21 protein-coding genes and 1 riboswitch are annotated in these 22,298 nt (G+C 65.4%); of the genes, 12 read left to right on the top strand and 9 right to left on the bottom strand.

Translation table 11 applies throughout. From position 1 onward, the window contains the following. The first annotated feature begins 242 nt into the window (after nt 1–242). Nucleotides 243–443, top strand: a riboswitch (cyclic di-AMP (ydaO/yuaA leader). A 7-nt stretch (nt 444–450) separates the two neighbouring features. The 4 genes from AC51GT_RS22345 to AC51GT_RS22330 all read left to right on the top strand — a co-directional run bounded on the left by AC51GT_RS22345 (nt 451) and on the right by AC51GT_RS22330 (nt 5,223). Next, entirely contained in the window at nt 451–1,047 is a 597-nt protein-coding gene (locus AC51GT_RS22345; RefSeq protein WP_496324659.1) for a transglycosylase family protein, read from the top strand. Nucleotides 1,048–1,320: 273 nt separating this feature from the next. Then, on the top strand, nt 1,321–2,904 hold the full coding sequence (locus AC51GT_RS22340) for a TRAP transporter large permease (protein WP_496324660.1): 1,584 nt from the start codon (nt 1,321–1,323) through the stop codon (nt 2,902–2,904). 17 nt (nt 2,905–2,921) lie between these two features. Then, entirely contained in the window at nt 2,922–3,704 is a 783-nt protein-coding gene (locus AC51GT_RS22335) for a YoaK family protein (protein WP_496330200.1), read from the top strand. A 118-nt stretch (nt 3,705–3,822) separates the two neighbouring features. Further along, nucleotides 3,823–5,223 carry an MFS transporter gene (locus AC51GT_RS22330; RefSeq protein WP_496330199.1) on the top strand — a complete coding sequence of 467 codons (1,401 nt, stop codon included), beginning with the start codon at nt 3,823–3,825 and terminating at the stop codon, nt 5,221–5,223. On the opposite strand, the gene AC51GT_RS22325 is transcribed toward AC51GT_RS22330, so the two are convergent. After that, entirely contained in the window at nt 5,210–6,883 is a 1,674-nt protein-coding gene (locus AC51GT_RS22325) for a PucR family transcriptional regulator (RefSeq protein WP_496330198.1), read from the bottom strand. The two genes, AC51GT_RS22330 and AC51GT_RS22325, sit on opposite strands and share 14 nt — an antisense overlap. 258 nt (nt 6,884–7,141) lie before the next feature. On the opposite strand from AC51GT_RS22325, the gene AC51GT_RS22320 reads away from it, so the two are divergent. The 8 genes from AC51GT_RS22320 (at nt 7,142) to AC51GT_RS22285 (ending at nt 14,046) form a co-directional block, all read left to right on the top strand. Continuing rightward, complete coding sequence (locus AC51GT_RS22320; protein ID WP_496330197.1) at nt 7,142–7,591, top strand: GlcG/HbpS family heme-binding protein; 450 nt, start codon at nt 7,142–7,144, stop codon at nt 7,589–7,591. A gap of 190 nt (nt 7,592–7,781) precedes the next feature. After that, on the top strand, nt 7,782–8,501 hold the full coding sequence (locus AC51GT_RS22315; RefSeq protein ID WP_496324665.1) for an iron-containing redox enzyme family protein: 720 nt from the start codon (nt 7,782–7,784) through the stop codon (nt 8,499–8,501). A gap of 95 nt (nt 8,502–8,596) precedes the next feature. Then, on the top strand, nt 8,597–8,983 hold the full coding sequence (locus AC51GT_RS22310) for a Rieske (2Fe-2S) protein (RefSeq protein WP_496324666.1): 387 nt from the start codon (nt 8,597–8,599) through the stop codon (nt 8,981–8,983). Further along, entirely contained in the window at nt 8,977–10,197 is a 1,221-nt protein-coding gene (locus tag AC51GT_RS22305; protein ID WP_496330270.1) for an NAD(P)/FAD-dependent oxidoreductase, read from the top strand. The genes AC51GT_RS22310 and AC51GT_RS22305 overlap by 7 nt, the downstream gene beginning before the upstream one ends. Nucleotides 10,198–10,199: 2 nt before the next feature. Beyond that, on the top strand, nt 10,200–11,651 hold the full coding sequence (locus AC51GT_RS22300; protein WP_496330196.1) for an aldehyde dehydrogenase family protein: 1,452 nt from the start codon (nt 10,200–10,202) through the stop codon (nt 11,649–11,651). Nucleotides 11,652–11,682: 31 nt separating this feature from the next. Then, nucleotides 11,683–12,039 carry a Rieske (2Fe-2S) protein gene (locus tag AC51GT_RS22295; protein WP_496324668.1) on the top strand — a complete coding sequence of 119 codons (357 nt, stop codon included), beginning with the start codon at nt 11,683–11,685 and terminating at the stop codon, nt 12,037–12,039. After that, nucleotides 12,036–13,625, top strand: a complete 1,590-nt coding sequence (locus AC51GT_RS22290; RefSeq protein ID WP_496330195.1) for a gamma-glutamyltransferase family protein — start codon at nt 12,036–12,038, stop codon at nt 13,623–13,625. Before AC51GT_RS22295 ends, AC51GT_RS22290 begins: the two co-directional genes overlap by 4 nt. Then, nucleotides 13,615–14,046, top strand: coding sequence for a RidA family protein (locus AC51GT_RS22285; RefSeq protein ID WP_496324670.1), 432 nt, complete (start codon nt 13,615–13,617; stop codon nt 14,044–14,046). Before AC51GT_RS22290 ends, AC51GT_RS22285 begins: the two co-directional genes overlap by 11 nt. Before the next feature lie 85 nt (nt 14,047–14,131). On the opposite strand, the gene AC51GT_RS22280 is transcribed toward AC51GT_RS22285, so the two are convergent. From AC51GT_RS22280 to AC51GT_RS22245, 8 genes are all read right to left on the bottom strand, one after another. Next, nucleotides 14,132–14,965: an ABC transporter ATP-binding protein gene (locus tag AC51GT_RS22280; protein WP_496324671.1), complete on the bottom strand. Its 834-nt coding sequence runs from the start codon at nt 14,963–14,965 to the stop codon at nt 14,132–14,134. 20 nt (nt 14,966–14,985) lie between these two features. Further along, nucleotides 14,986–16,083, bottom strand: coding sequence for a FecCD family ABC transporter permease (locus AC51GT_RS22275; protein WP_496324672.1), 1,098 nt, complete (start codon nt 16,081–16,083; stop codon nt 14,986–14,988). Continuing rightward, nucleotides 16,080–17,159: a FecCD family ABC transporter permease gene (locus AC51GT_RS22270; protein ID WP_496324673.1), complete on the bottom strand. Its 1,080-nt coding sequence runs from the start codon at nt 17,157–17,159 to the stop codon at nt 16,080–16,082. Before AC51GT_RS22270 ends, AC51GT_RS22275 begins: the two co-directional genes overlap by 4 nt. A 184-nt stretch (nt 17,160–17,343) precedes the next feature. Continuing rightward, on the bottom strand, nt 17,344–18,618 hold the full coding sequence (locus AC51GT_RS22265) for a lysine N(6)-hydroxylase/L-ornithine N(5)-oxygenase family protein (RefSeq protein ID WP_496324674.1): 1,275 nt from the start codon (nt 18,616–18,618) through the stop codon (nt 17,344–17,346). Between the two features lie 89 nt (nt 18,619–18,707). Then, the gene (locus AC51GT_RS22260) at nt 18,708–18,971 is read right to left on the bottom strand and encodes a phosphopantetheine-binding protein (RefSeq protein ID WP_496324675.1); all 264 of its coding nucleotides are present in this window, start codon (nt 18,969–18,971) and stop codon (nt 18,708–18,710) included. Between the two features lie 51 nt (nt 18,972–19,022). Beyond that, nucleotides 19,023–20,672, bottom strand: coding sequence for a (2,3-dihydroxybenzoyl)adenylate synthase (locus tag AC51GT_RS22255; RefSeq protein ID WP_496330194.1), 1,650 nt, complete (start codon nt 20,670–20,672; stop codon nt 19,023–19,025). Next, the gene (locus AC51GT_RS22250; RefSeq protein ID WP_496324677.1) at nt 20,656–21,303 is read right to left on the bottom strand and encodes an isochorismatase family protein; all 648 of its coding nucleotides are present in this window, start codon (nt 21,301–21,303) and stop codon (nt 20,656–20,658) included. The genes AC51GT_RS22255 and AC51GT_RS22250 overlap by 17 nt, the downstream gene beginning before the upstream one ends. 97 nt (nt 21,304–21,400) lie before the next feature. Beyond that, nucleotides 21,401–22,162, bottom strand: a complete 762-nt coding sequence (locus AC51GT_RS22245; RefSeq protein ID WP_496324678.1) for an SDR family oxidoreductase — start codon at nt 22,160–22,162, stop codon at nt 21,401–21,403. Between the last annotated feature and the right edge of the window lie 136 nt (nt 22,163–22,298).

Raw genomic sequence — 22,298 nt, 5'->3', positions numbered from 1 at the left:
GTGACGTTACTCACATCACGGTTCGATCACGGATCGGACACGGGACGACAGTCATATCGGTGAGCAGCAAATATGCCAAATCAGGCTCAAAAGCCCCTTCTGGACACACAGTTATGCCCCCTCGAGTAGGCGTGTGTAAGCGCGAATTAACACGTACCGTCTGAGTCGGTCGAACTGATCGACCAGATCGACCCGATCGCAACTGAATACTCTCGGATCGCCGCGCCCAACCTCGTCCCGCGGTCCGAGACACACCAAACGCAATTCAGGGACGGGGGCGGGGGACCCAAACATCTCCTGGAGATCACCGGATTTCCGCGGTCCAAGGCGGTCAACGCCTGCCGACCAACGAAATCCTTGGGGTGCAGTTCCGCATAGCGGAACCGAGCAACCTCTCGCTCGAACCCGACAGCTGACTTCGTAGGCGCGTGGAGAGAGGAAGTAAAACTTATGTCCGGACGTCATCGTCAGCCGACCAACACCGGTCGCACCGTTGCCAAGATCGCTCTCACCTCTGCCGTCATCGGCGGCGGCGCCAGCCTCGCCTTCGCAGGCGGCGGCAACGCCGGAGCAGCCACCGACGCCGAGTGGGACCGCGTCGCACAGTGCGAGTCGGGCGGCAACTGGGCCATCAACACCGGAAACGGTTACCAGGGCGGCCTGCAGTTCTCCCCGAGCACCTGGACCGGCCACGGCGGCGGCGAGTTCGCCCCGTCGGCAGACCAGGCCACCAAGGAACAGCAGATCGCTGTCGCCGAGCGTGTCCTCGCCTCTCAGGGCAAGGGCGCATGGCCCACCTGCGGCACCGGTCTGAGCGGCGCCACCCAGCGCGACGCCCCGACCGCGGCTCCGAGCCTGGAGATCCCGGCCGTGCCCGAGCTCCCGAACCTGGCGCAGGCGACCGACGACATCGTCGCTCAGCTCAAGGCCACGATCAACGATCCCGCGCTGCACCAGCTGCTCGACCAGGCCAACGCGCAGGGTGACCTCACCGCTGATCAGGTCGCACTGTTCAACGAGTACAAGGGCTACCTGCCCGCTTCCTGATCCACCTTCGGGAAGCCCCAGACGAAGGACCCCACACGCGACGCAACGTCCGTGTGGGGTCCTTTTCCAAATTCTGGAGCAGACAGCGGCAGATGGCCCGGCGTTACCGGACAGACATGGAAGTAACGCACCGGCAACAATGCGTGGAGATTGCACATATATGACGGGTACGACTGTGCAACGTTCGCGTTGCCGGTCATCGGTTCTGGCGGAAAACTCAATTCTCACAGCCCCGCACATTTCGGTCCAGGTGCGTTTTCCGGAGGAACCACATTGAACGCTCATCTCACTGCCGCCCACTGGGTGTATTTCGTCGGGATCATCGTCATCCTCATCACGATGGCAATGCGCAAGAACATCGTCGTACCTGCTGTGATAGCGACATTCCTGACCGCCTTCGTCTTCTCCGGCAGCATCATCACCGGTCTCGCATCGATCTTCAATGCCAGTCTTGTTGCCGCCAAAGAGCTTTTCAACATCTTCCTCATCATCGCCATGGTCACGGCAATGTTGGGCGCACTTCGTCACATGGGTGCCGACCGCCTGATGGTCGCCCCGTTCAGGCGCGTGATGCGGACCGGCACAAGCAGTTTCATCGTTCTGGCGATCGTCACCTACGTGATCTCGCTGTTCTTCTGGCCCACACCTGCGGTTCCGCTCGTGGGCGCAGTGCTCATCCCCGTGGCCATCCGTGCCGGCCTGTCTCCGCTGTCGGTCGGTATGGTGATCGCCATCTGCGGTCAGGGAATGGCGCTGTCGTCGGACTACATCATCAAAGTCGCTCCCGGCATCTCGGCATCGAGCGCCGGCGTGGACGCCGACCTGGTGGCCGACAAGGCGATGGTCCTATCGCTCATCGTCGGCCTGACCGCCCTCATCATCACGTTCGTCATGCAGCGCAAACACTGGCGCGCTCCGTCACCGGACCTGCTCGTCGAATGGGAGGCAGAGGCCGACCGCGGTGCCGACGACCTGCGTGATGAGCTGGGCGACGACGGTGGTGTCGGCGGACCGGATTCCGACTCCGTCGACGGCGGTCTCCCCGGACCGCGGCCCGGCGGCCCGGTGAAAGTGTCCACCGTGACCGAATCATCCTCGGCCACAACCGTTATCGAACGGGTGGCGGTACCGGGCGATCAACCGCCGGCGAAGTCGGCGATGGCTCGCACCTTCGCGATGCTGGTGCCGCTGGTCTATCTCGCCTTCGTGGTCTACCTCATCTTGGGGAAGGTGGGTGTCTTCCCAGAGTTGAAAGGTGGCGATGCGGCCGCCATCGTCGGAGGTATCGCCGCTCTGGTGCTCTTTGCGGCCGCCGCGGTCACCGACAAGGGCAACTTTCTCGAGACCACGTCCGAGCACCTCATCGACGGGCTTGTCTTCGCCTTCAAGGCGATGGGCATCGTGCTCCCCATCGCCGGCTTCTTCTTCATCGGAAACGCCGACTTCTCCGGCGCGATTCTGGGCTACTCCGACGACGAGGCAGGTCCGGCAATCCTGTTCGATCTGGTGAACTCCGCGCAGTCGCACCTCCCTCAGAACTCGTTCGTGACGGCGTTCGGCATCCTGTTCATCGGCATGATCGCGGGTCTGGAGGGCTCCGGTTTCAGTGGCCTGCCGCTGACCGGTTCACTCTCGGGGGCTCTGGGTCCGGCCGTCGACATGGATCCCTCGACCCTTGCGGCGATCGGTCAGATGGGCAATATCTGGTCGGGCGGTGGCACGCTCGTCGCCTGGTCATCGCTCGTCGCCGTGGCCGGATTCGCCCGGGTTCCGGTACTCGACCTGGCCCGGAAGTGCTTCTTGCCCGTCGTCAGCGGTCTCGTCCTCTGCACGCTGTTCGCGATCCTGTTCCTCTGACACAGATCCCGTCTCGAGTGCCCCGCCGCGGGGAGTATCCGCGGCGGGCATTCGGCGTCGCCCGGTCCGATCGTCCCCCGTCCACGCTCACCGAGGAGCCCACCACCATGCCGCTGCGCTTCCAGCTCGAACCAGCCTTCCTGCCCGTCATCGTCCTGACATTCGTCACCGGCATCGTCGACGCGGTCGGCTATCTCGCCCTGGATCGGGTGTTCACCGGCAACATGACCGGCAACATCGTCATCCTCGGTATGGGATTGGCCGGAGCCGACGGACTACCGATCCTGGGACCGTTGTTCGCGGTGTGCGCGTTCATGATGGGTGCCTATGTGGCCGGCCTACTCCTGCGGGGTCACGAGAAGACCTGGCACCTGCGTCGCACCACCGGCCTGCTGGTCGCCGGCGGTGGCGCGCTCGCCGGTTGCGCGCTGGCTCTGGTCCTGCTCGATCCACACGCCGAACCCGTCCAGATTGCCGTCGCCGCAACCACGGCTGCGGTGATGGGCACCCAGGCGGCCGTCGCCCGGAAACTCGCGGTGACCGACATGACGACGGTGGTCGTGACCTCCACCCTCACCCAGCTCGCCGGTGAGTCGTTCATGCCGGGCAGCAAGCACAGTCTCGCGAACCGGCGGCTCGCCGCCATCCTCACGATCTTCCTCGGTGCCGTGGCCGGGGCACTGCTGCTCCACCTCCACGTGGCGGTCCCGATGGCACTGGCCGCGGCCCTGATGTTCGCCGCCGCGATCATCGGTCATCTCGCCGTCCGAGAAGACCGTCGAGCGGTGCAGTATGCATAGGGTTCACCGGAAACCCTGTGCACAATCGAGCTTTCGCGGTGGTGCTCACCGCCGGACGCGGTGAGATGGTGGGAGGCGGAGCCGGTCATCCCGGCCCGGGAACGGGGACGAGGAACCGATGACCACCACTGCCGACCCGGCCAAGACGGGAAACGCCGACGACGCCGGTACCCCGTTGGCGCTCTCGGCACTGCTTGCCGGGACACTGGTCGGTACGGTCAGCAACAACATCGTCAATGTTCCACTCGCCGAGATACTTTCCGACTTCCATGCACCTCTCGAAGACGGGGTTCTCGTCGCCGTGGGCTTCTTGCTCACCTTTGCCGCGACGATGCCGCTCGCCGGGTACGTCGGAGACCGTTTCGGCAGGCGCCGGGTGTACTGCGGCGCGCTGCTGGCCACTGCAGTCTGCTCCGCCGGTGCTGCCACCGCGCCGAGCCTGGCCGCGCTGATCGCGTGGCGGTCACTCGGTGGTGTCGCAGCCGCCGCGTTCGCGCCCGCCGTAATGGGCTTGATCGCCTGGTTGTTCGGCCCGCAGCGGCGGGCCAGGGCAGTCGGCGCCTGGGCGAGCGTGAACGGGATCGGACAGGCTGTCGGCCCGTCGATGGGCGGCCTGATCGCCGGGACATGGGGCTGGCGTTGGGTTTTCGTCCCGCTGATCCCGGTGGCGCTCATCGGATTTGCAGGCACGATGCGTTGGATTCCCGCCTATCCGGGACGTGTCATGCGCCTGGATGTGACCGGTGCCGTCGCGTTGACGCTGGGGGCCGGAGTCTTGGTTCTGGGTCTGACCCTGGTGCCACAGCCACGTGTACACGTGGCCGTCGTACTCGGACTGATCGGTGTGGCCGGCGCCCTGCTGGGTTGGTTCATCTGGCACGCGCGCCGGACCGCGGCACCCTTCGTGGACGTCCGGTTGGCCGCCGAATCCCGGTTTGTCCGTAGCGCCGTCGCAGCGTGCGCCCAAATGTTCTGTCTGGGTTCAGCTCTGCTGGCCGTGCCGCTCTATCTCAACGACCACGGTGAGTCCACGGCCGCCGCCGGCCTGATCCTGTTCGCCCTGCCGACGGCAATGGCCCTGCTCGGGCCGGTGGTCGGGCGCACGTCCGACTCACTCGGCGCCCGCCGGATGATGAGGGCCGGCTTGTGTGTGCTGATTCTCGCCCAGGTCGCGATGGTGTTGGTGGTCTCGGTATCTGACGGCAACCGGTGGACCATGGTCGGGGCACTGGTCACCACAGGTATCGGGATCGCGATGGTCCAGACACCGGCTGCCGCAGGGTCGACGCGATCCCCCGCCGGCGCGCAGGGCACCGGACTGGGCCTGTTCAACCTCATCCGGTTCGGTGGCTCGGCACTCGGCGCCGCGTGGGTCGCCATCGCGATCGACAGCTGGTCGTATCCGGCACTCTTCGGGGTGTGTGCGATCGTGGCAGCGACCGGTCTCGGTGCCACCTTCCTCGGACACGATCCGGAAGGCGTCAGGGTCGAACCGCCCAAGAAGTTCAGCGGTAATTGATCTCGCCGTCCACCGCGTGGTGGATTTGTTCGAGCAACTCCAGCCGGATGGCCAACCAGACCGTGAACTGGTTCTCCGGCACCCGGACATCGATTCGCAGGGCCTTGGTGATCCGGTCCAGCTTGGACAGCATCGTGTTCCGGTGGACATTCAGGTCCCGCGCGGCAGCGTTCACGTTACCCCCGACGCGGAGATAAGCGACGAGAGTGTCGTAGAGGTCCGAGCCCGGACGCAACGGCCCCAACACATCTCGGACGAGTTGTCGGCCACGATCGGTGCCGGAGACCAGTTCGAGGACCCCGAAACCACGCAGGTCGCGATACGCGATCGACCCGGTCATCTGCAATCGCTGACCGATCCCCAGCGCGACCCGTGCCTGCCGATAGCTCTCCCGGATCTGATCGACACCCAGGGCCGACGCGCCGTGTGCCACCCGGGTGGTGCGTCCGCCGCGACGTTGAGCATCGAAAGCCATTGCCTCCGCGTAGTCGGCCATCTCGACTTCGATCTCCCGGTCGTCGCGGGACTTCAATGTCCGAACCACCACCAGCACATCACCGATCACCGTGACGTACGAGCGGACCGCCGGATCCGGGAGCACTCCCGCGACGTGACGCGCGATCTTCACCAGACTCCCGCTCCGGTCGGAATCGGACGAGTTCATCTTCGGCGCGGGCACCGGCACCACGAAGACACCGAACGTCGATGTGAGGTCGACATCGTGGTAGTCCGCACGTGTCTGCAGGTCGTGTTCGCTTGCAAAACTGCCGTGTACAAGTGCCTGTACGAAATCGCCACGTGCACGTTCCTCGGCTTCATCGACGCTGCGTTGCCGCAACATCTCTGACCCGACTATCGCGGTCGCCTGTGCTGTGACCACCGCATGCTGAGCAAGATCGTGCGGGCCAGGGGACGACGGTCCACCGGCCAGCACGACAACCCAGCCCTCGAACCATTTGCCGAGCATGATGGAACTCGCGGTACAGGTATACCTGGACTCCTCGTCGTCGAGTTCGACGACGCAGGTGGTGGCGCCGTGTGCGGACCGGCCAGAAGTACGACCCTGTCTGTCCACCAAACTATTTCGCAGTCGTTCATACACTGAGGCGGTTTCTTCCCCGGCCATACCGTGTTGGGCGACAACGGTGCCGCGGGCATCGAGCGCGAGCGCCGGACACTGGGCGAGCGCCGAGACCTCTCGGATCAGGATCGCCATCCCGGCACCTCGGTGCAGCAGCCCGGCGAGCGTGCTGTGCACGTGGGACGAGTACCGCATGACGTGCACTTCTTGATTCAGGGACCGTTCTGCCAGAAGACGATTCAGGTCGGCAAAACCGATCGGGAACGACAGTTCGACCACAGCCATGTCCTCCGGCAGGTCCATGGCGGCGACCGCCGCCGGGATCGAGCCGTCGATGATCAAGGCCGCAGCACCGCGCGCGGCCAGCGCGGTCAATGCCTGTGGATTGCCCGCGATCGCTTCCGGGCGGGCATACACCGCAACCGCGTCGAGGTTGTCGTAGCGTCCCATGACCTCGCTGAACGGCAGTGCCCACGTCAGCGGACGATCCAAGCAACCTGTTCCGGAAACCACCGTTGCACCGGCCATGAGCGTTTCATCCAGGAGGCCGCGGCCGGTGAGTCGAGGGCTGGGTTCCATGACGGTTTGCCTTCTTCCACAGGGGATGTGATGCCGACGGTTGCCGGACACACTGCATCCACCCATTATCGGGGTCACTCGCACTCAAGCGATGTGCACAATGCCCACATATTGCATTGATCCTAAGCCACTTTCACCACGTCGTTCACGCTCGGGCGCTGTTAGAAATGAGATGTCCCGCTGGCGACCGCCACGATCGGACACCGGCACCCGATATCCACCGTCATGTTCGGTGGACCCCTCGAAGAGAGCGACCCCATGCATCAAATACACCGGATCACCCTCGACGACGCGCTGCCGCTTCTCATCGCCGGCCGCGCGAAGGCCGACGAGATCGGCGTCAAGCAGACACTGTGTGTATGCGACGAGAGCGCAAATGTCATTGCCCTGCACCGCCTTCCCGGTGCCCGACTGACCGGCGTGGACATCGCCATCGCCAAGGCATTCACCGCGGCCGGTCACGAACGGGCGACCCATCTGTTCAACGAGCCGCCGAACGGCCCGGCACTTCCCGGCAACGAGGCCTTCGGCATCAGCCACATGCTGCCCGGGAAGTTCGCCATCTTCGTCGGCGGCTTTCCCCTGATCTATGACGGTCAGATCGTCGGCGCCGTCGGGATCAGTGGCGGCAACGGTGAACAGGACAAGGCCGTCGGCGCCGCGATGCTGGCCGAGTTCACGTCGCTGACCTCGGTCGCCGCGCACTGACTGTGCACATCGACCGTGATCACCGGCCGGATCCGGCCACTGTGAACCTGGCCGGGCGCGATCGTCGCCGATAGCGTCAACAGCACCGAATCCAGGTGCAAAACACCGGTTTTCGCTTCATCAACGGCCGCAATGGAGCTGCCCGCGATTGCGCCCGCACACGAATCGAACATCCTCGAGAGGAAATACCATGACCGAATTGCTCGGACGCGACGAGTTCCGCACCGCGCTGGAAGGTGCGATCAAGGGCCGTGAGGCCAAGAACGCCTCCTTCAGCAAGGCCTGGGCGGAGGGCAAGCTCGAAAAGCACCACTTCGCCCGGTGGGCCGAGAACCACTACCACTACGTCGGCCCCTTCTCCGACTACCTCGCGAACATCTACGCCAACACCCCCGATCACTACACCGATGCCAAAGACTTCACCCTGCAGAACATGTACGAGGAAGAACTGGCCGACATCCGGCACACGGACCTCCTCATCAAGTTCGGTGAAGCCTGTGGCACCACCAAAGAACGCATCGAGGATCCCAGCAACATGAGTGCCATCACCCGTGGCCTGCAGTCGTGGTGCTACGCGGTGTCCTCCCGCGAGAACTTCGTCGTCGCGACGGCCGCACTGGTGGTCGGACTGGAGTCGCAGGTGCCCAGCATCTACAAGAAGCAGATCATCCCGCTGCGTGAGGTGTACGGCTTCACCGAGGACGAGATCGAGTTCTTCGACCTCCACATCACCTCGGACGTGGTGCACGGCGAACGCGGTTACCAGATCGTCCTCGACTGCGCGGACACCCCGCAGTTGCAGCAGCGCTGCCTGCAGCTGGTGCGGTGGGGCGCGGAGATGCGCTTCTCCTACACCAAGGGCCTGTACGACACCTATGTCGCGCCGGACCTGGAGCTCACCTCGGCCTGATCTGCCGCCTGAACTGTGGACCGGCCCGCGTGACGATCCGCGGGCCGGATCACCACCACGGACTCGACCCTCTTCGGGAGAACGGAAGACCCCCCATGCTCGACGACGCATCCCCGTCCACTGCGCCGCCCCAGCACTGGGTGGCGGTGGCGACCACGAAGGAAGTCACACGACGCCGAAAACTGCTCGTCGAGGTCGACGGTGTCGGCATCGCCCTCTTCAGTACGGGCGAGAAGATCTACGCCTTTGCCGACCTCTGCGTCCACCAGGACCGCTCGCTGATCAAGGGCACGCTGCTCCACGGGAGAGTGATCTGTCCCGGACATCAATGGCGTTTCGACCTGGAATCCGGCTATGAGGAAGACCAGGACCTCTGCCAGCCCACCTACGGTGTCGCGGTCCACAACGACACCGTCTATCTCGATCCGATGCCGCGCATCCGACGCGGCCACAACGACTCCCGTGAGGATGAGCCATCATGACGACCACCGTTGCGACCGTGGGCGCAGGTCAAGTCGCCGCCGTCGTCGCCCGGACGTTGCGCCGGCGCGGATTCGACGGACGCATCGTCCTGCTCGGCGCCGAACAGCATGCGCCCTACCAACGCCCGCCACTGTCCAAGGAATTCCTCTCGGGCCGTGAGTCAGCCGATTCACTTGCGCTGCTGACCCCGAAGTGGCTCTCGGAGAACATGATCGAACTGAGGACCGGGACAACAGTACGGCGGGTGAATCCTTCCGATCGCAGCATCGAACTCGATACCGGAGAACTCCTGGACGTCGATGCCGTGGTGTTCGCGACCGGTGGACGTCCCCGCACCCTCGAGACCACCGGCACCCGACCCGACCTCGTCCACCACCTCCGGACGCTCGATGATTCGATGGCGTTGGCGCAGCGATTGACTCCGGGCAGCCGCCTCGCCATCATCGGCGGCGGTTTCATCGGCCTCGAGATCGCCTCGACCGCAATCGGTCTCGGCGTCTCGGTCACGGTGCTCGAACGTGGAACCACACCCCTGGCCGGCGCCCTGGGCTCGGAGATCGCCGAATACTGCACCGGCCTGCACCGCGAACGCGGCGTCGAGATCCACACCGCGGCGCTGGTACGCGAGGTGACGACCTCCGATGCCGGCGTCCGGATCATCCTGTCCGATGGTCGTATCGTCGAAGCGGACGCCGTCGTGGTCGGGATCGGAATCGAACCGAACGTCGAGGCCGCGGCCGCGAGCGGACTGCTCACGACCGGCGGCATCGTCGTGGACGAATCCGGTCGGACCGGTATCCCCAACATCTACGCCGCCGGCGACGTCGCCTGCCGCATGTCCGAGACGGGCCCGGTCCGCGTCGAGCATTTCGACAACGCGAACCGGCAGGCCGGCGTCGTGGCCAACGCGATCGTGGGCCGGGATACGGCAGCCGACGATCCGCACTGGTTCTGGTCCGATCAGTACGGGATGAACATCCAGTTGGCCGGAAACACCCGCGGCGCCACCGATCTCGTCTTCCGCGGGGATCGTGACGGCGGAGAGTTCGCAGCCTTCTATCTTCAGGAGGGCATCCTGCGGGCGGCTTTCGCGATCGATCGTGGCGAGGACATCATGGCCGCACGGGAATTGATCGGACAGCGCGTCGATCGTCGGGTCCTTGCCGACGAGGACGCGGACCTTTGGGAAATCGGCGAACAGGTGGTCAGTTGAGCATGAGTATCGAGGGTATGAATTTCGTGGCGGGGCAATGGATTCCGTCAGCATCCGGAACCCGATTCGAACGCCACAATCCGGCGGATCCGGACGATGTGATCGGATCGTTCCCCTATTCCGACGCCGATGATGTGGCCGGCGCCGTCGACGGCCTGGTCGCCGGTTTCGCCGAGTGGTCGCAGAGCCCTCCTGAACGCCGGGCGGCGATCCTGGAGGCCGCCGCGGTGCTGTTGGAGCAGCGCGCCGACTCACTGGTCGCCGAATTGATCCGGGAGGAGGGCAAGACCGCCGCGGAAGCCCGGATGGAGGTGAGCCGCACACCGATGAACTTCCGTTTCTACGCCGGTGAGGCGACACGTGCGACCGGCACCACCTACCCGTCCCCGGGTGATGGTCTGGTCTACACGGTCCGGGAACCGTTCGGGGTCATCGGCGCCATCACACCCTGGAACTTTCCGCTCAACATCCCCTCCCGCAAGATCGGGCCCGCCCTGGCCGCAGGAAACGCGGTCTTGTTCAAGCCCTCTGAACTGACTCCGCTGATGGGACAGCGCCTGGTCGAGGCCCTGCTCGACGCGGGCCTGCCGCCGCAGGCGATCGCCCTCATCCAGGGTGACGGAAAGGCAGGCGCCGCAGTCGTTGCCGACGAACGGGTAGATGCGGTGACCTTCACCGGGTCCACCGACGTGGGCCGGGCGATCCACCGTGAGGTCGGGCCCGCCCGGCGGGTGCAACTCGAGATGGGCGGCAAGAACCCGGTGGTGGTGCTGGCCGATGCGGACCTGGACAAGGCCGCGGCCCTCATCGTCAAAGGCGCTTTCGGCCTGTCGGGCCAGGCCTGCACCGGCACCAGTCGGGTGATCGCCGACACCACCATCCACGACGCTCTCCTGGAGCGGGTCGTCGGATTGACCGAGAACCTCGTCGTCGGTGCCGGCACCGCACCCGGTGTCGCCATGGGACCTCTCGCCAGCGAGGCACAGCTGACCAAGTTCCTGCACTACGTCCAAATCGGCACGGACGAGGGTGCCCGGCTCGTATCCGGTGGCACCCGCTGTACCGACGACCATCTGCGCCGCGGATTCTTCGTCCGCCCAGCTGTTTTCACAGCCACCCCGGACATGCGCATCGCGTCCGAGGAAGTCTTCGGTCCGCTGCTGGCCTTCCACCGGGTGAGCTCGTTCGAGGAGGCCATCACGCTGGCCAACAACACGGACTTCGGTCTGAGCGCATCGATCGTCACGCAGAACCTGGCCCACGCCAACAGTTTCGCCAACCGCTCACGCACCGGTCTGGTCAAGATCAACCAGCCGACAACCGGCATGGCGATGAACGCACCCTTCGGTGGGTACAAGAACTCGAGCACCCAGACGTTCAAGGAACAGGCCGGGCCCACGCTCATGCAGTTCTACCAGTCGGAAAAGACCGTTTATCTCAACCCCACCCCCTGACCCCTCGCGGTCTCACCTACTGGAGGAAACCTTGGAGTTCAAGAGAGTCGCCCGCTCGGGGCAGGTGCCCGAGGGCATCGTGCGCCGGTTCTACGCCGACGAGTACGAGGTGGCCGTGTCGCGACTGGACGGCAAGGCCTACGCCACATCCAATTACTGTTCACACCTCGACTGCCTGCTGTCGTCGGGAAAGCTCGTCCAGGACGGCATCGGTTGCTCCTGCCACGGAAGCGCATTCGACCTCGAGACCGGTGAACCCCTCTGCCCACCGGCGACCGAGCCGATCAAGACCTATCCCGTCGAGGAACGTGACGGGGAGATCTTCGTCGGTATCGATCCGACCGAGCCCCCGGAGGGGCCCCGCCGGCGCAAGCTCCGCAAGTCATGACCACCAGGTCGCTCCGGCCTCCCACCCTCGCGACCGGCGCCATGGTCTCGTCGAGTCATCCCCTGGCCAGCCAGGCCGGCGCCGCAGTCCTCGCCGACGGTGGCAATGCGATCGATGCCGCGCTCGCGATGGCCGCGGTCACCTGGTTGACGCTCCCCGGCCAATGTGGCATCGGCGGTGATGCATTCGCCGTCGTCCGAGAACCCGACGGCCGGGTGTGGACGATCGGTGGAAGCGGTTTCGGTCCGGACGGGGGTACCCCGGAGTTCTATCGCGAACGGGGTCTGAGCGCCATCCCCCTCGACGGAGCCCTCGCCGTCTCCGTGCCGGGCGCACCCGCGGCGCTGACCGCCCTGCACCGACACGGCGCCACCCGCAGTCTCGCCGAACTGTGGGAACCCGCGGCAGTCCTGGCCGCCGGCGGACTCCCCTGTTCGGCCAAGACCCGCAACGACGTCCACACCGCACTGGGCGCAATCGGGCGCGACCGGGACCTGGGCAGCCGGTTCCTCGACGCCGGGCAGGTACCACTGGTGGGTACACGACTACCTCAGCCCGATCTCGCCCAGACCATCCGGGAGCTTGCCGCCGACCCGGAAGCGTTTTATCGGGGCAACCTGGCTCAGCGGTGTGTCAGTGCTCTGCAGCGAAGTGGCGCGCCGTTTTCCGGCGACGAGTGGGCGCAGGGTTGGGACGTACATCCGGAAGCGGCCATCTCCGGCGAATACTCCGGGGCGACGATCCACCAGACGCCACTTCCCACACCCGGGTGGATGGTCCTGCAGCAGGCAGCATTGTGCTGCGACATCGGTTCCTCGCCGCTGCTCAGCGCGGCCGCAATCGATCAGTTCGCGAACGCGGCGCGGATCGCGTTCGAGGACCGGTTCCGTTGGAGCGCATCGGACAACGACGCGGTGACGCGAATCCTGCACCCGGACAATATCTCTGCCGGACGGTCTCGGATGGCGGCGCCCGCGCAGCAGTTCGCCGTCGGCGACGGTGACACCACGTCCTTCGTGACGGTCGACTCCGACGGCCGGGCGGTGAGCTTCATCCACTCGCTCGCCTTCACCTTCGGCGCGAAGATGACCGTGCCCGGCACCGGCATCGTGCTCAACAATCGGCTCGGCCGCGGCGCCTACCTGATCGACGGGCACCCGAACGAGGTGGCGCCCCGGCGCAAACCACTGCACACCCTCAACGCCTGGGTGGTCACCGGCGCATCCGGTGAACTCCTGCATGTCGGCAACACCCCCGGCGGCGACGGACAGGTGCAGTGGAACATGCAGTTGCTGTCCCACCTGCTCGACCACGGACTCGATCCGCAGGAATCCGTCGAGGCCCCGCGGTTCACCGTCTATCCGGGTTCCGACGCCGACGTCATCGGCGCGCCGCCGGAACTTCGGGTCGAGGGGTCCATCGAGGCCGGTGTCCGGGAACAACTCTCCCGAGCCGGGCATCGGGTGACGGTGCTGCCGCCGATGGGAGCCGACGGAAGTGCCCAGATCATCTCACTCGATCCGCGTGGGATCCTCAGCGGCGGTAGCGATCCGCGGCAAGAGGGGGTGGCGCTCGGTGTCGGCTGACGCTCCCCGCCCCCAGGGGCTGTACGTGGCGGCGACCCGCTCCGGCAACACGATCCGGACCGCAGGCATGACGCCGCGTCGAGACGGCATCCTGGTGGTCACCGGCCGGGTGGGCGCGGACGTCGGATTGACCGCCGCCCGCGAGGCCGCCGCGATCGCGGTCGACAATGCGCTGGCTGCAGTGTCCTCCGAGATCGGAGACACCGCTGACTTCCGGTGCGTGGAAATGGTCGTCTACATCGCTTGCGCACCTGATTTCACCGACCTGTCCCGGGTCGCCGACGGCGCCACCGAGGTCTTGGTCGAGCGGTTTGGTCCGAGCGGATTACCCGCCCGCAGTGCCGTCGGCGTCTACGCCCTGCCCGGCGGGGCGCCGGTCGAGATCTCACTCACCGCCGACATCACCCCCACCTCCCCGTAGCCTCCGCCGACGGTGGGTGCGGGGAACACCGTGTTCATCCGAACACCGCCTTCGAGATCGTGGCCGGATCGGGATACAGCGGCAGTCAGCGCCTGACCAGCGGAATGATCAGCGGCGTATGTGACTCGGGGTCATCGATGATCCGGCAGGGCAGCCCGAACACGTCATGGACGAGTTCCGCGGTGACGATCTCGGTTGGCCGCCCTTCGGCGACGATCCGGCCGTCCTTCATCACGATGATGTGATCGGCGTACCGGCAGGCATGGTTCAGGTCGTGCAAGACCGCGACGAGGGTGTGTCCCTGATTGCGGTTGAGGTCGCTGCACAGTTCGAGAAGGTCGATCTGATAGGCGATGTCGAGGAACGTCGTCGGTTCATCGAGCAGCATCAGCGGTGTTTGCTGGGCGAGCACCATCGCGACCCAGACCCGCTGTCGCTGCCCGCCGGAGAGTTCGTCGACCAGGCGTCCGGACAGGTCGGTGACGCCGGTGGCCTCCATCGCATCGACAACGGCGGTTTCGTCGTCGTTCGACCACTGCCGGATCAGCTTCTGGTGCGGATACCGGCCACGGGCCACCAGGTCGGCGACCCGGATGCCATCGGGGGCGATGGACGCCTGCGGCAGTAGTCCGAGCTTGCGGGCCACTTCTTTGGCCGGATACGAGTTGATCGCCTTGCCGTCCAACAACACCGACCCGCTGGTCGGCGTCAGCAGGCGGGACAGGGCCCGCAGCAACGTCGATTTGCCACAGGCATTCGGCCCGACGATCACGGTGAACGCGCCGTCCGGGATCTGGACGCTCAGCGATTCACTGATGACCCGCTTGTCGTAGCCGATGGTGATGTCGCGGGCCTGTAGCCGGTTGGATGTCGCCACCGCCGCCTCGCCATCGGCCTGCACCATGTCAACCTTGTCCATCTCACTCCTCATCGAGGGGGTCATTGTCGTCGGGCTTCCCTGGCGAGCAACCACACCAGATAGAGCCCGCCCACCGACACGGTGACAACTCCCACCGGAAGTTGGTTCGGCGCGAAGGCCCGCTGCGCGATCAGGTCGCTGACGATCAGCAGCAGCGCGCCCATCGCGGCCGCCGGCACCAGCGCCACTCCGGCGGTACGGGTGAGGCGACGGGCCAGTTGCGGCGCCGCCAGGGAGACAAAGGCGATCGGACCCGCGGCGGCGGTCGCCACCGCGGTCAGCGAAACCCCCAGCACGATCAGGCCCAGTCTCGTCCGTTCGGTCCGGATCCCCAAGGCCTTGGCGGCATCGTCGCCCATGCCCAGGACCGGCATCCGATACGCCGCCCAGACGGTCGGCAGGATCAGAACCCCGAGGATGACGAACACCGGTGCGGCCTGATTCCAGCCGAGCCCGTTGAGCGACCCGGCACCCCACGTCGCGGCCGACATCGCTTCCTCCAGATCCGCCTTGAGGATCAGCCAGGTGTTCACCGATTGCAGGATCGCGCTGATCGCGATTCCGACGATGATCAGCCGGAACCCCTGGACCCCGCGTTTGAAGGCAAGGACATACACGAGCAGCGCGGTGACCACACCGCCCACGAGGGCGCCGGCCGCGGTGCCGTAGTAGCCCATGCCACCGACCAGGAGCAGGACCACCAGGGCGCCGCTGTAGGCGCCGGTGTTGAATCCGATGATGTCTGGGCTGCCGAGCGGGTTGTGGGTGATCGATTGGAAGATCGCGCCGCTGATGCCCAGCGCCGCACCGAGAACCAGGGCCAGCAGGACCCGGGGCATCCGCCACTTCATCACCACCAACTCTTCGAGCCTGGTGCCGTCCGAGAAGATGGCGTTGAGAACACGGCCCGGCGCGACCGGATAGTCGCCGGTACCGAGCGCGATCACGGCCGCCACCAGTGCCAGAGCGGTCAGGACCGCAACCACCGCGACGGCACGTATGTCGACCCTCCCGGACAGACCGGTGCCGGGGACCCGCAGAATCACGAGGCGCCGGCCGAAGTCGATCTTCGAGGTGCTCACCCTCGCGGTCGGTGTTTTGCGGACATCGATGCTCACAGCCCGCTCACCTTCGTGCGTCGCACCAGGAAGATCAGCACCGGAGCGCCGACGAATGCGGTGACGATACCGACCGGCATCTCCCCCGGCCGGATCACCAGACGTCCGATGACGTCGGACAGCAGGATCAAAATCGGGCCGCCGACCAGGGTGTACGCAAGTATCCAGCGTTGATCGGGTCCGACGATCCAGCGTGCCACGTGAGGCACCATCAGCCCGACGAATCCGATCGGTCCGGCCGCCGCGGTCGCAGCACCACACAGCAGGGTCACCGCAGCGAAACCGATGACCCGCGTCCGCACGATGTTGGCGCCCAGGGACCGGGCGAGATCGTCGCCGAGTGCCACCGCGTTCAGCGATCGGGCCACGCTCATGGACATGATCAGCCCGATCGCGACAAACGGGAGAATCGAATAGGTGACATCGAGGCCGCGCCCGGAGATGGATCCGGCGATCCAGTTGCGCATCTGGTCGAAGGCAGCGGGATCGAGCAGGATCATCCCGGTGGTGATGCCCTGGAACACAGCTCCGACCGCGACGCCGGCCAGCGTCAGCCGAATCGGTGTGGCACCCCCGCGCCCGGAAGATCCCACGACGTAGACGACCACCATCACGACGATCACGCCGATGAAGGCGAACCACACGTTCGACATGAGGCTGCTCAGACCGAAAACGCTGACCGCCAGTGCCACCGAAAACGCGGCACCTGCGTTGATACCGAGGATGCCGGTGTCGGCCAGCGGGTTCCGGGTGGTCGCCTGGATGAGTGCACCCGAGACCCCGAGCGCCATCCCGACGACCAGTCCGAGGATCGTTCGCGGGATGCGCAGTTCACGGATCACGATGTGCTCGTTGGAGTTCTCCGGCGAGAACAGCGCTTGCCAAACGGTTCCCAGGGGGATGTCCCGGGAACCGATCGCGATGCTGAGCAGACACACCAGGGCCAGCACGGTGACGGCGGCAAACCAGCCAAGCATCCGACGCGTGTTGGTCGCGGCCAGTCCGTCTGGCCGCTTCTTCTCCACACCCGACCCGCCGGCGGCTTCGCTGCTTTTGGGTAGGTCAGACCGCGACATTGCACCCGAACGGGGATTCACCGGGGTAACCGGCCGATGTTGTGTTCTGCCTTCATTTCGCCGCCGCCCTCACGACCCTCTCCGCACATGGATTACCTACGTCACAATTGGTTACGCTCACCTTAGTCATGACTGTTCCATGCGCATTCCTCGGCCGGTCCGAGCGGACCCGGCGGCTCGGGAACTAGATCAGGCTCGGGACCCCGGCCCCGGCCAGCGACGTGACGAGTTCACCGGACCGCACCGCGAGGTTCGACAACAACGACGACGTCAGTCCATGCGTGTGCTCGGTATTGCCCTGCAGATAGATCGCACCGCCGACCCGATCGCTGGTCACCACCCGGTAGTCCCGGGCCACCACCGGCCGGCCAAGGTCGTCGGACTCGCATTCCTCGCCCAGCGGGCCCAGCAACTCGACAAGTCCCGTCGGACGGAAGCCGGTCGAGAAGATGATTGCGTCGCAATCGATCTCCTCGATCGCCTGACTCGGCCGATGACAGATCCGCACCGCCACCCCGGAGCCGGAGTCGAGGACCTTGCTGATCTCGGAGGCACCCCGGACGAATAGACGACGATTGCCGCTGACCCGCTCCTGGTATTCGCGCCGGTACAGTTCCTCGATCAACGGCAGATCGACCGCCGAATAGTTGGTGCCGCGGTGGTAGTCGAGCAACTGCTGACGTAGGTCGGGCGAGGCCTGATGGAAGTCCACCACCGCTTCGGGATCGAAGATCCGGTTGGCGTATGGGCTGTCGTCGGCCGGGGTGTACCCGTACTTCCCGAAGACCGCGTGAACCTCGGACCCCGGATATGTGTCGTGGAGGTACGCGGTGACCTCCGCTGCACTCTGCCCGGCTCCGACCACGACAAACCGGTGGTGTTGCTGTTCGGGCAACACCGCCAGATGATCGAGGAGCCGATGATTGTGGAAAACCCGCGGGCTCGGCTGGATGCCGGCGGGCAGGCTCGCCGTCAGACCCGCTGCGACAACAAGATTGCGGCCCCGGACCGAAGGCCGACCGGCGACCTTGACCTCGAAGAACTCGCCGTCCCAATCCACACCACTGACCTGCGCACCGTAGGCCACATCGGCGTCGACCTTGTCGGCCGCCCAGGTCAGATAGTCGCTGAACTCGACCCGGGTCGGGAAGAAGCTCTGATGATTGATGAAGTGCGACAACCGGCCCTGCTGCGTCAGGTAGTTGAGAAACGAGTACTCACTGCAGGGATCACGCTGCGTGACCAGGTCTTTGAGGAATGAGATCTGCATCGTCGTGCCGGGCAACAACATTCCCCGGTGCCAGCCGAAGCGTGATTGCTTCTCCACAAACCGCGCCACGATCCGGCGATCCGGGTCAACCGATCGGTTGTGCTCCTCGATCGCGATCGCCAACGCGAGGTTCGACGGACCGAAGCCCACACCCACCACGTCCGCGGGAGAACCATCGCCGATGGCCATTGTCATTCCTTCCTCGGCGGTCAGGCCCGTGGTCGGCTGATCTGCAACCACACCCGCCCAACCGCATTGCTTTTGATTGATCGAGCTCATCAGCTCGGGGCCGACCCGTGTTCATCGTCGACGGACACGGCGTCGAGCCACACACCGACCACCGGGTCGGAGGCCAGGTTCACGAAATCGGCACCGGGAGAGCCTGCTGTGCGCCACTTCTCGACCAGCGACATCAACCGGATCGAATCCAGTCCGGCATCAAGCAGATTCGTGTCTTCGGTCAGCTCTTCCGGTGCCACATCGAGCAGTTCGGCGATATCCGAGACGATGCGCTGCCTCGACAGCACGGTGGAACCGCTCACTTCACTCTCCCCTGTCCATGTCTGTCAGTGCACTTCTCGGTGCCCGGCGTTTCAATGCACCGACTCCGGACGCGGTGTCCGTTGATCGTTCTTCGAGATCTTGCCCACCGAGGTGCGCGGGAACTCGGTCACGAACTCGACAACGTCGGGGATCTTGTAGGCCGCCAGGTCACGCTCTCGCAGAAACTTCCTGAACGCGAGCGAAGTCGGTGGCGTGGAGGCATATTCGGCACGCAGCACCACGTACGCTTTGCTGCGCTCGCCGAGATGGTCGTCGGGGATGCCGACAACCGAGACGTCGTGGACCCACTCGTGTGCCAGGAGATGGTTCTCGACCTCTTCGGGTGCGATCTTCTCGCCCCCGCGATTGATCTGATCCTTCGCCCGGCCCACGACCGTGAGATAGCCGCGCTCATCTTGGGTGACGATGTCTCCGGTGCGGTAGAAGCCGTCGGCGGTAAAAGATCTTGCGTTGTGTTCGGCTGCCCGGAAATAGCCGCGGATCGTGTATGGCCCCCGGGTCAGCAGGTGCCCGGCCTGCCCTCGCGGCAGGTCGAGGTCATTGTCGTCGACAACCCGGACCTCGTCGGCCTCCGAGATCGGACGGCCCTGGGTGGTGGTCACGGTGGTGATGTCGTCATCGAGGCGCGTGTAGTTGACCAATCCCTCGGCCATTCCGAACACCTGTTGCAGGCGGGCGCCGAGGTCGGTCTCGATTCGCTCGGCCGCGCTTTGGCTGAACTTGGCCCCACCGACCTGGATCGTCTGCAGACTCGACAGGTCACGGGTTTCCCGCAGCGACGAGTTCATCCAGGCCAGTGCCACCGGCGGAACCAGGGAGACCATGGTGACCCGGTGCCGCTCGATCAGCTCGAATGCGGTGTCCGGGCTGGGGTTCGGGGCCAGGATCACCGTGGCCCCGGCATGGAACGCACCGAGTATGCCCGGCGAACTCATCGTGAAGTTGTGCGACACCGGCAGCACCACCAGCAGCACCGTGTCCGAGGTGACGCCACAGATACGGTTGCTCTCGCGCACCGAATAGAGGTAATCGTCGTGTGTGCGTGGGATCAGCTTCGGACGCCCGGTGGTCCCGCCGGACAATTGAAGAAAAGCCAGATCCGAGGGCAACGCAGCGCACCGGTGTGGACCGCGGTCACCGACTGCCGGATTCTTCGCACCGAGTGGCAGCACCACCGTCTGCAGGTCGCCGAACTCGCTCTTCAAGTCACCGGCAAGGCGTCCGTAATCGAATCCGGCCGCCTTGTCGACCGTCACGTACGCTGCGGCCTCGGCGAATTCGATGAAGTACCGGATCTCGCTGCCGCGGTGTGCGGGAAGCGCAAAGATCGGCACGGCGCCGAGTGCAAACAATGCAAAGGTGATCTCGACGAACTCGACGACGTTGGGGAAATGGACAACCACCCGGTCCCCGCGCCCGATCCCCATCGCAGACAGGGTGTCGGCGTGCGAGAGTGCGTTGTCCCGCAACTCGCCGTACGTCACGGCTCTGCGTTCGTCGCGCACGGCAACGACGCCTGCACTGCGAGCAACCGTGGATTCCAGCATGTCCCAGTGGGTTTCGCCCGTCCAGAACCCGCGGTCACGGTAGTCCTGTGCCACCTGCGGCGGATACGGGACGACTCCGTCCAACTCCAGTGGCTCCGAGACCCTCTCGCCGGACTCAGGCTGCGGCGGCATGGCGCAGGACGCCGATCACATCGTCGGTGGTGGTGACCACGGCGCAGCGCTTTGCTGCATAGGACAACGCCATCTCGTGTTCATCCCGGCTGAAGTCGGCGGTGGCGTCGGCGATGAAAAACGGCTGGATGTCGGTCATGAAGGCCTCGGCGGCGGACAGCATGCACCCCATGTGCGCGTAGACGCCGGTGACCAACAACTGGTCTCGACCGTGATGCGAGAGCAGCTCACGCAGGTCCGTGCGCTGAAACGCGGAGTAGCGCCACTTCGTCACCTGGATGTCGCTGCTCAGCGGTGCCAGCTCGGACACCACCTCGGTGTCGCGGCCGACGGTCAGCCCCGGTCCCCACAGATCGGCCAACAGGCCCCGGCGGGACGGGTGCTGGTCACCCGGTTGCATGGTGAAGATCACCGGGATCTGCAGCCGCGCACACCATTGCCTGATCGCCGCGATGTTGGGCATGACTGTGGCCATCGGTTCGGCATCGACGTCAAAGGCGTCGATGAAGTAGTTCTGCATATCGTGAATGAGGAGAGCCGCGCGCTCCGGCGCCAGCACCCAGGGCGCCTTGTTCTCCGGAATCACCGATGCACTCGGCAGTTCATACGGATCAATCGCCGGAATTGCCACAGACGGTCCTCCACCTTTCCACACGTGGTCACGAAACACTGGCCATAACTTAGTGTAGGCACACTTAACTTGAATGCACCAGCCCGCACCCTGCAGCTCACTGGTCGAGGGTGGCCCCACCGTCGACCCGCAGGTCGTGCAGGGTGATGTGCCGGGCCGCGTCGGAGGCGAGAAATACTGCGCACCCGGCGATCTCGACCGGATCCGCAAGACGGCCGAGCGGGATACCCAACCGGAAACTCTCCGGCGAGCCTGCGATGGTTGCCGCCGAGCCATCGGGTGCATCCCACATCCCCCGGAGCATCGCGGTGTCGGTCGAGCCCGGCGAGATGACGTTGCAGCGAATGCCCAGCGGCGCCAACTCCAGCCCGAGGGACCGGACGAATGCGGTCGCCGCAGCCTTGGAAGCCGCGTAGGCCGCCATACCTGCACGGGGCGTTGCCCCGGCGTTGGAGGAGACCACCGTGATCGAGGCCGGGCCACGTAGAACGCGGGACGCGGCCCGGGTCACGACCATCGTGCCGGTCGCGTTGACGGTCAAGACCCGATCCCATTCGGAATCAGTCAATTCCGACACCGGACCGGTGGTGAGCACGCCGGCCGCGTGGACCACCGCATCGACCTGACCATGAAGCCGCTGGGCATGGTCGAAGACGCCCGCAACGGCATCCGGGTCCGTGACATCGGCCTGGACGTAGTGCATTGCCGCATCCCACGGCGGTTCGATCGGTGCCGGACCGATATCCGTGAGAACCACATCGGCTCCGGCCTCGGCAAACGCTCGGGCGGTTGCGGTTCCGATACCACCGGCCGCGCCGGTGATCAGGACCGTCTTACCGCCGACACCTGGCACCGACATGTGGGTTCACCTCTCTTCGTGGGCATCGAGAACACCCATCACCAACGACTCTTCGATGTTAGTCTCCTGATCCGGACACGAAATTGCGCCCCGCAACGGCCACCAACCGCCCCGTGGTGCCCGCCAGACGGCCCGC

It is taken from the genome of Williamsia sp. z34, from assembly GCF_059553395.1.
Note: the sequence above shows the minus strand (reverse complement) of the source record. Positions and strands in the feature narration are given on the sequence as shown.

Bases quoted from the DNA above. Each gene is read 5' to 3' on its own strand.
- AC51GT_RS22245 (WP_496324678.1), bottom strand. From the start codon at position 22,162: ATGTCGGTGCCAGGTGTCGGCGGTAAGACGGTCCTGATCACCGGCGCG.
- AC51GT_RS22310 (WP_496324666.1), top strand. From the start codon at position 8,597: ATGCTCGACGACGCATCCCCGTCCACTGCGCCGCCCCAGCACTGGGTG.
- AC51GT_RS22325 (WP_496330198.1), bottom strand. From the start codon at position 6,883: ATGGAACCCAGCCCTCGACTCACCGGCCGCGGCCTCCTGGATGAAACG.
- AC51GT_RS22315 (WP_496324665.1), top strand. From the start codon at position 7,782: ATGACCGAATTGCTCGGACGCGACGAGTTCCGCACCGCGCTGGAAGGT.
- AC51GT_RS22270 (WP_496324673.1), bottom strand. From the start codon at position 17,159: ATGTCGCGGTCTGACCTACCCAAAAGCAGCGAAGCCGCCGGCGGGTCG.
- AC51GT_RS22330 (WP_496330199.1), top strand. From the start codon at position 3,823: ATGACCACCACTGCCGACCCGGCCAAGACGGGAAACGCCGACGACGCC.
- AC51GT_RS22300 (WP_496330196.1), top strand. From the start codon at position 10,200: ATGAGTATCGAGGGTATGAATTTCGTGGCGGGGCAATGGATTCCGTCA.
- AC51GT_RS22255 (WP_496330194.1), bottom strand. From the start codon at position 20,672: ATGCCGCCGCAGCCTGAGTCCGGCGAGAGGGTCTCGGAGCCACTGGAG.
- AC51GT_RS22345 (WP_496324659.1), top strand. From the start codon at position 451: ATGTCCGGACGTCATCGTCAGCCGACCAACACCGGTCGCACCGTTGCC.
- AC51GT_RS22320 (WP_496330197.1), top strand. From the start codon at position 7,142: ATGCATCAAATACACCGGATCACCCTCGACGACGCGCTGCCGCTTCTC.
- AC51GT_RS22280 (WP_496324671.1), bottom strand. From the start codon at position 14,965: ATGGACAAGGTTGACATGGTGCAGGCCGATGGCGAGGCGGCGGTGGCG.
- AC51GT_RS22290 (WP_496330195.1), top strand. From the start codon at position 12,036: ATGACCACCAGGTCGCTCCGGCCTCCCACCCTCGCGACCGGCGCCATG.
- AC51GT_RS22265 (WP_496324674.1), bottom strand. From the start codon at position 18,618: ATGGCCATCGGCGATGGTTCTCCCGCGGACGTGGTGGGTGTGGGCTTC.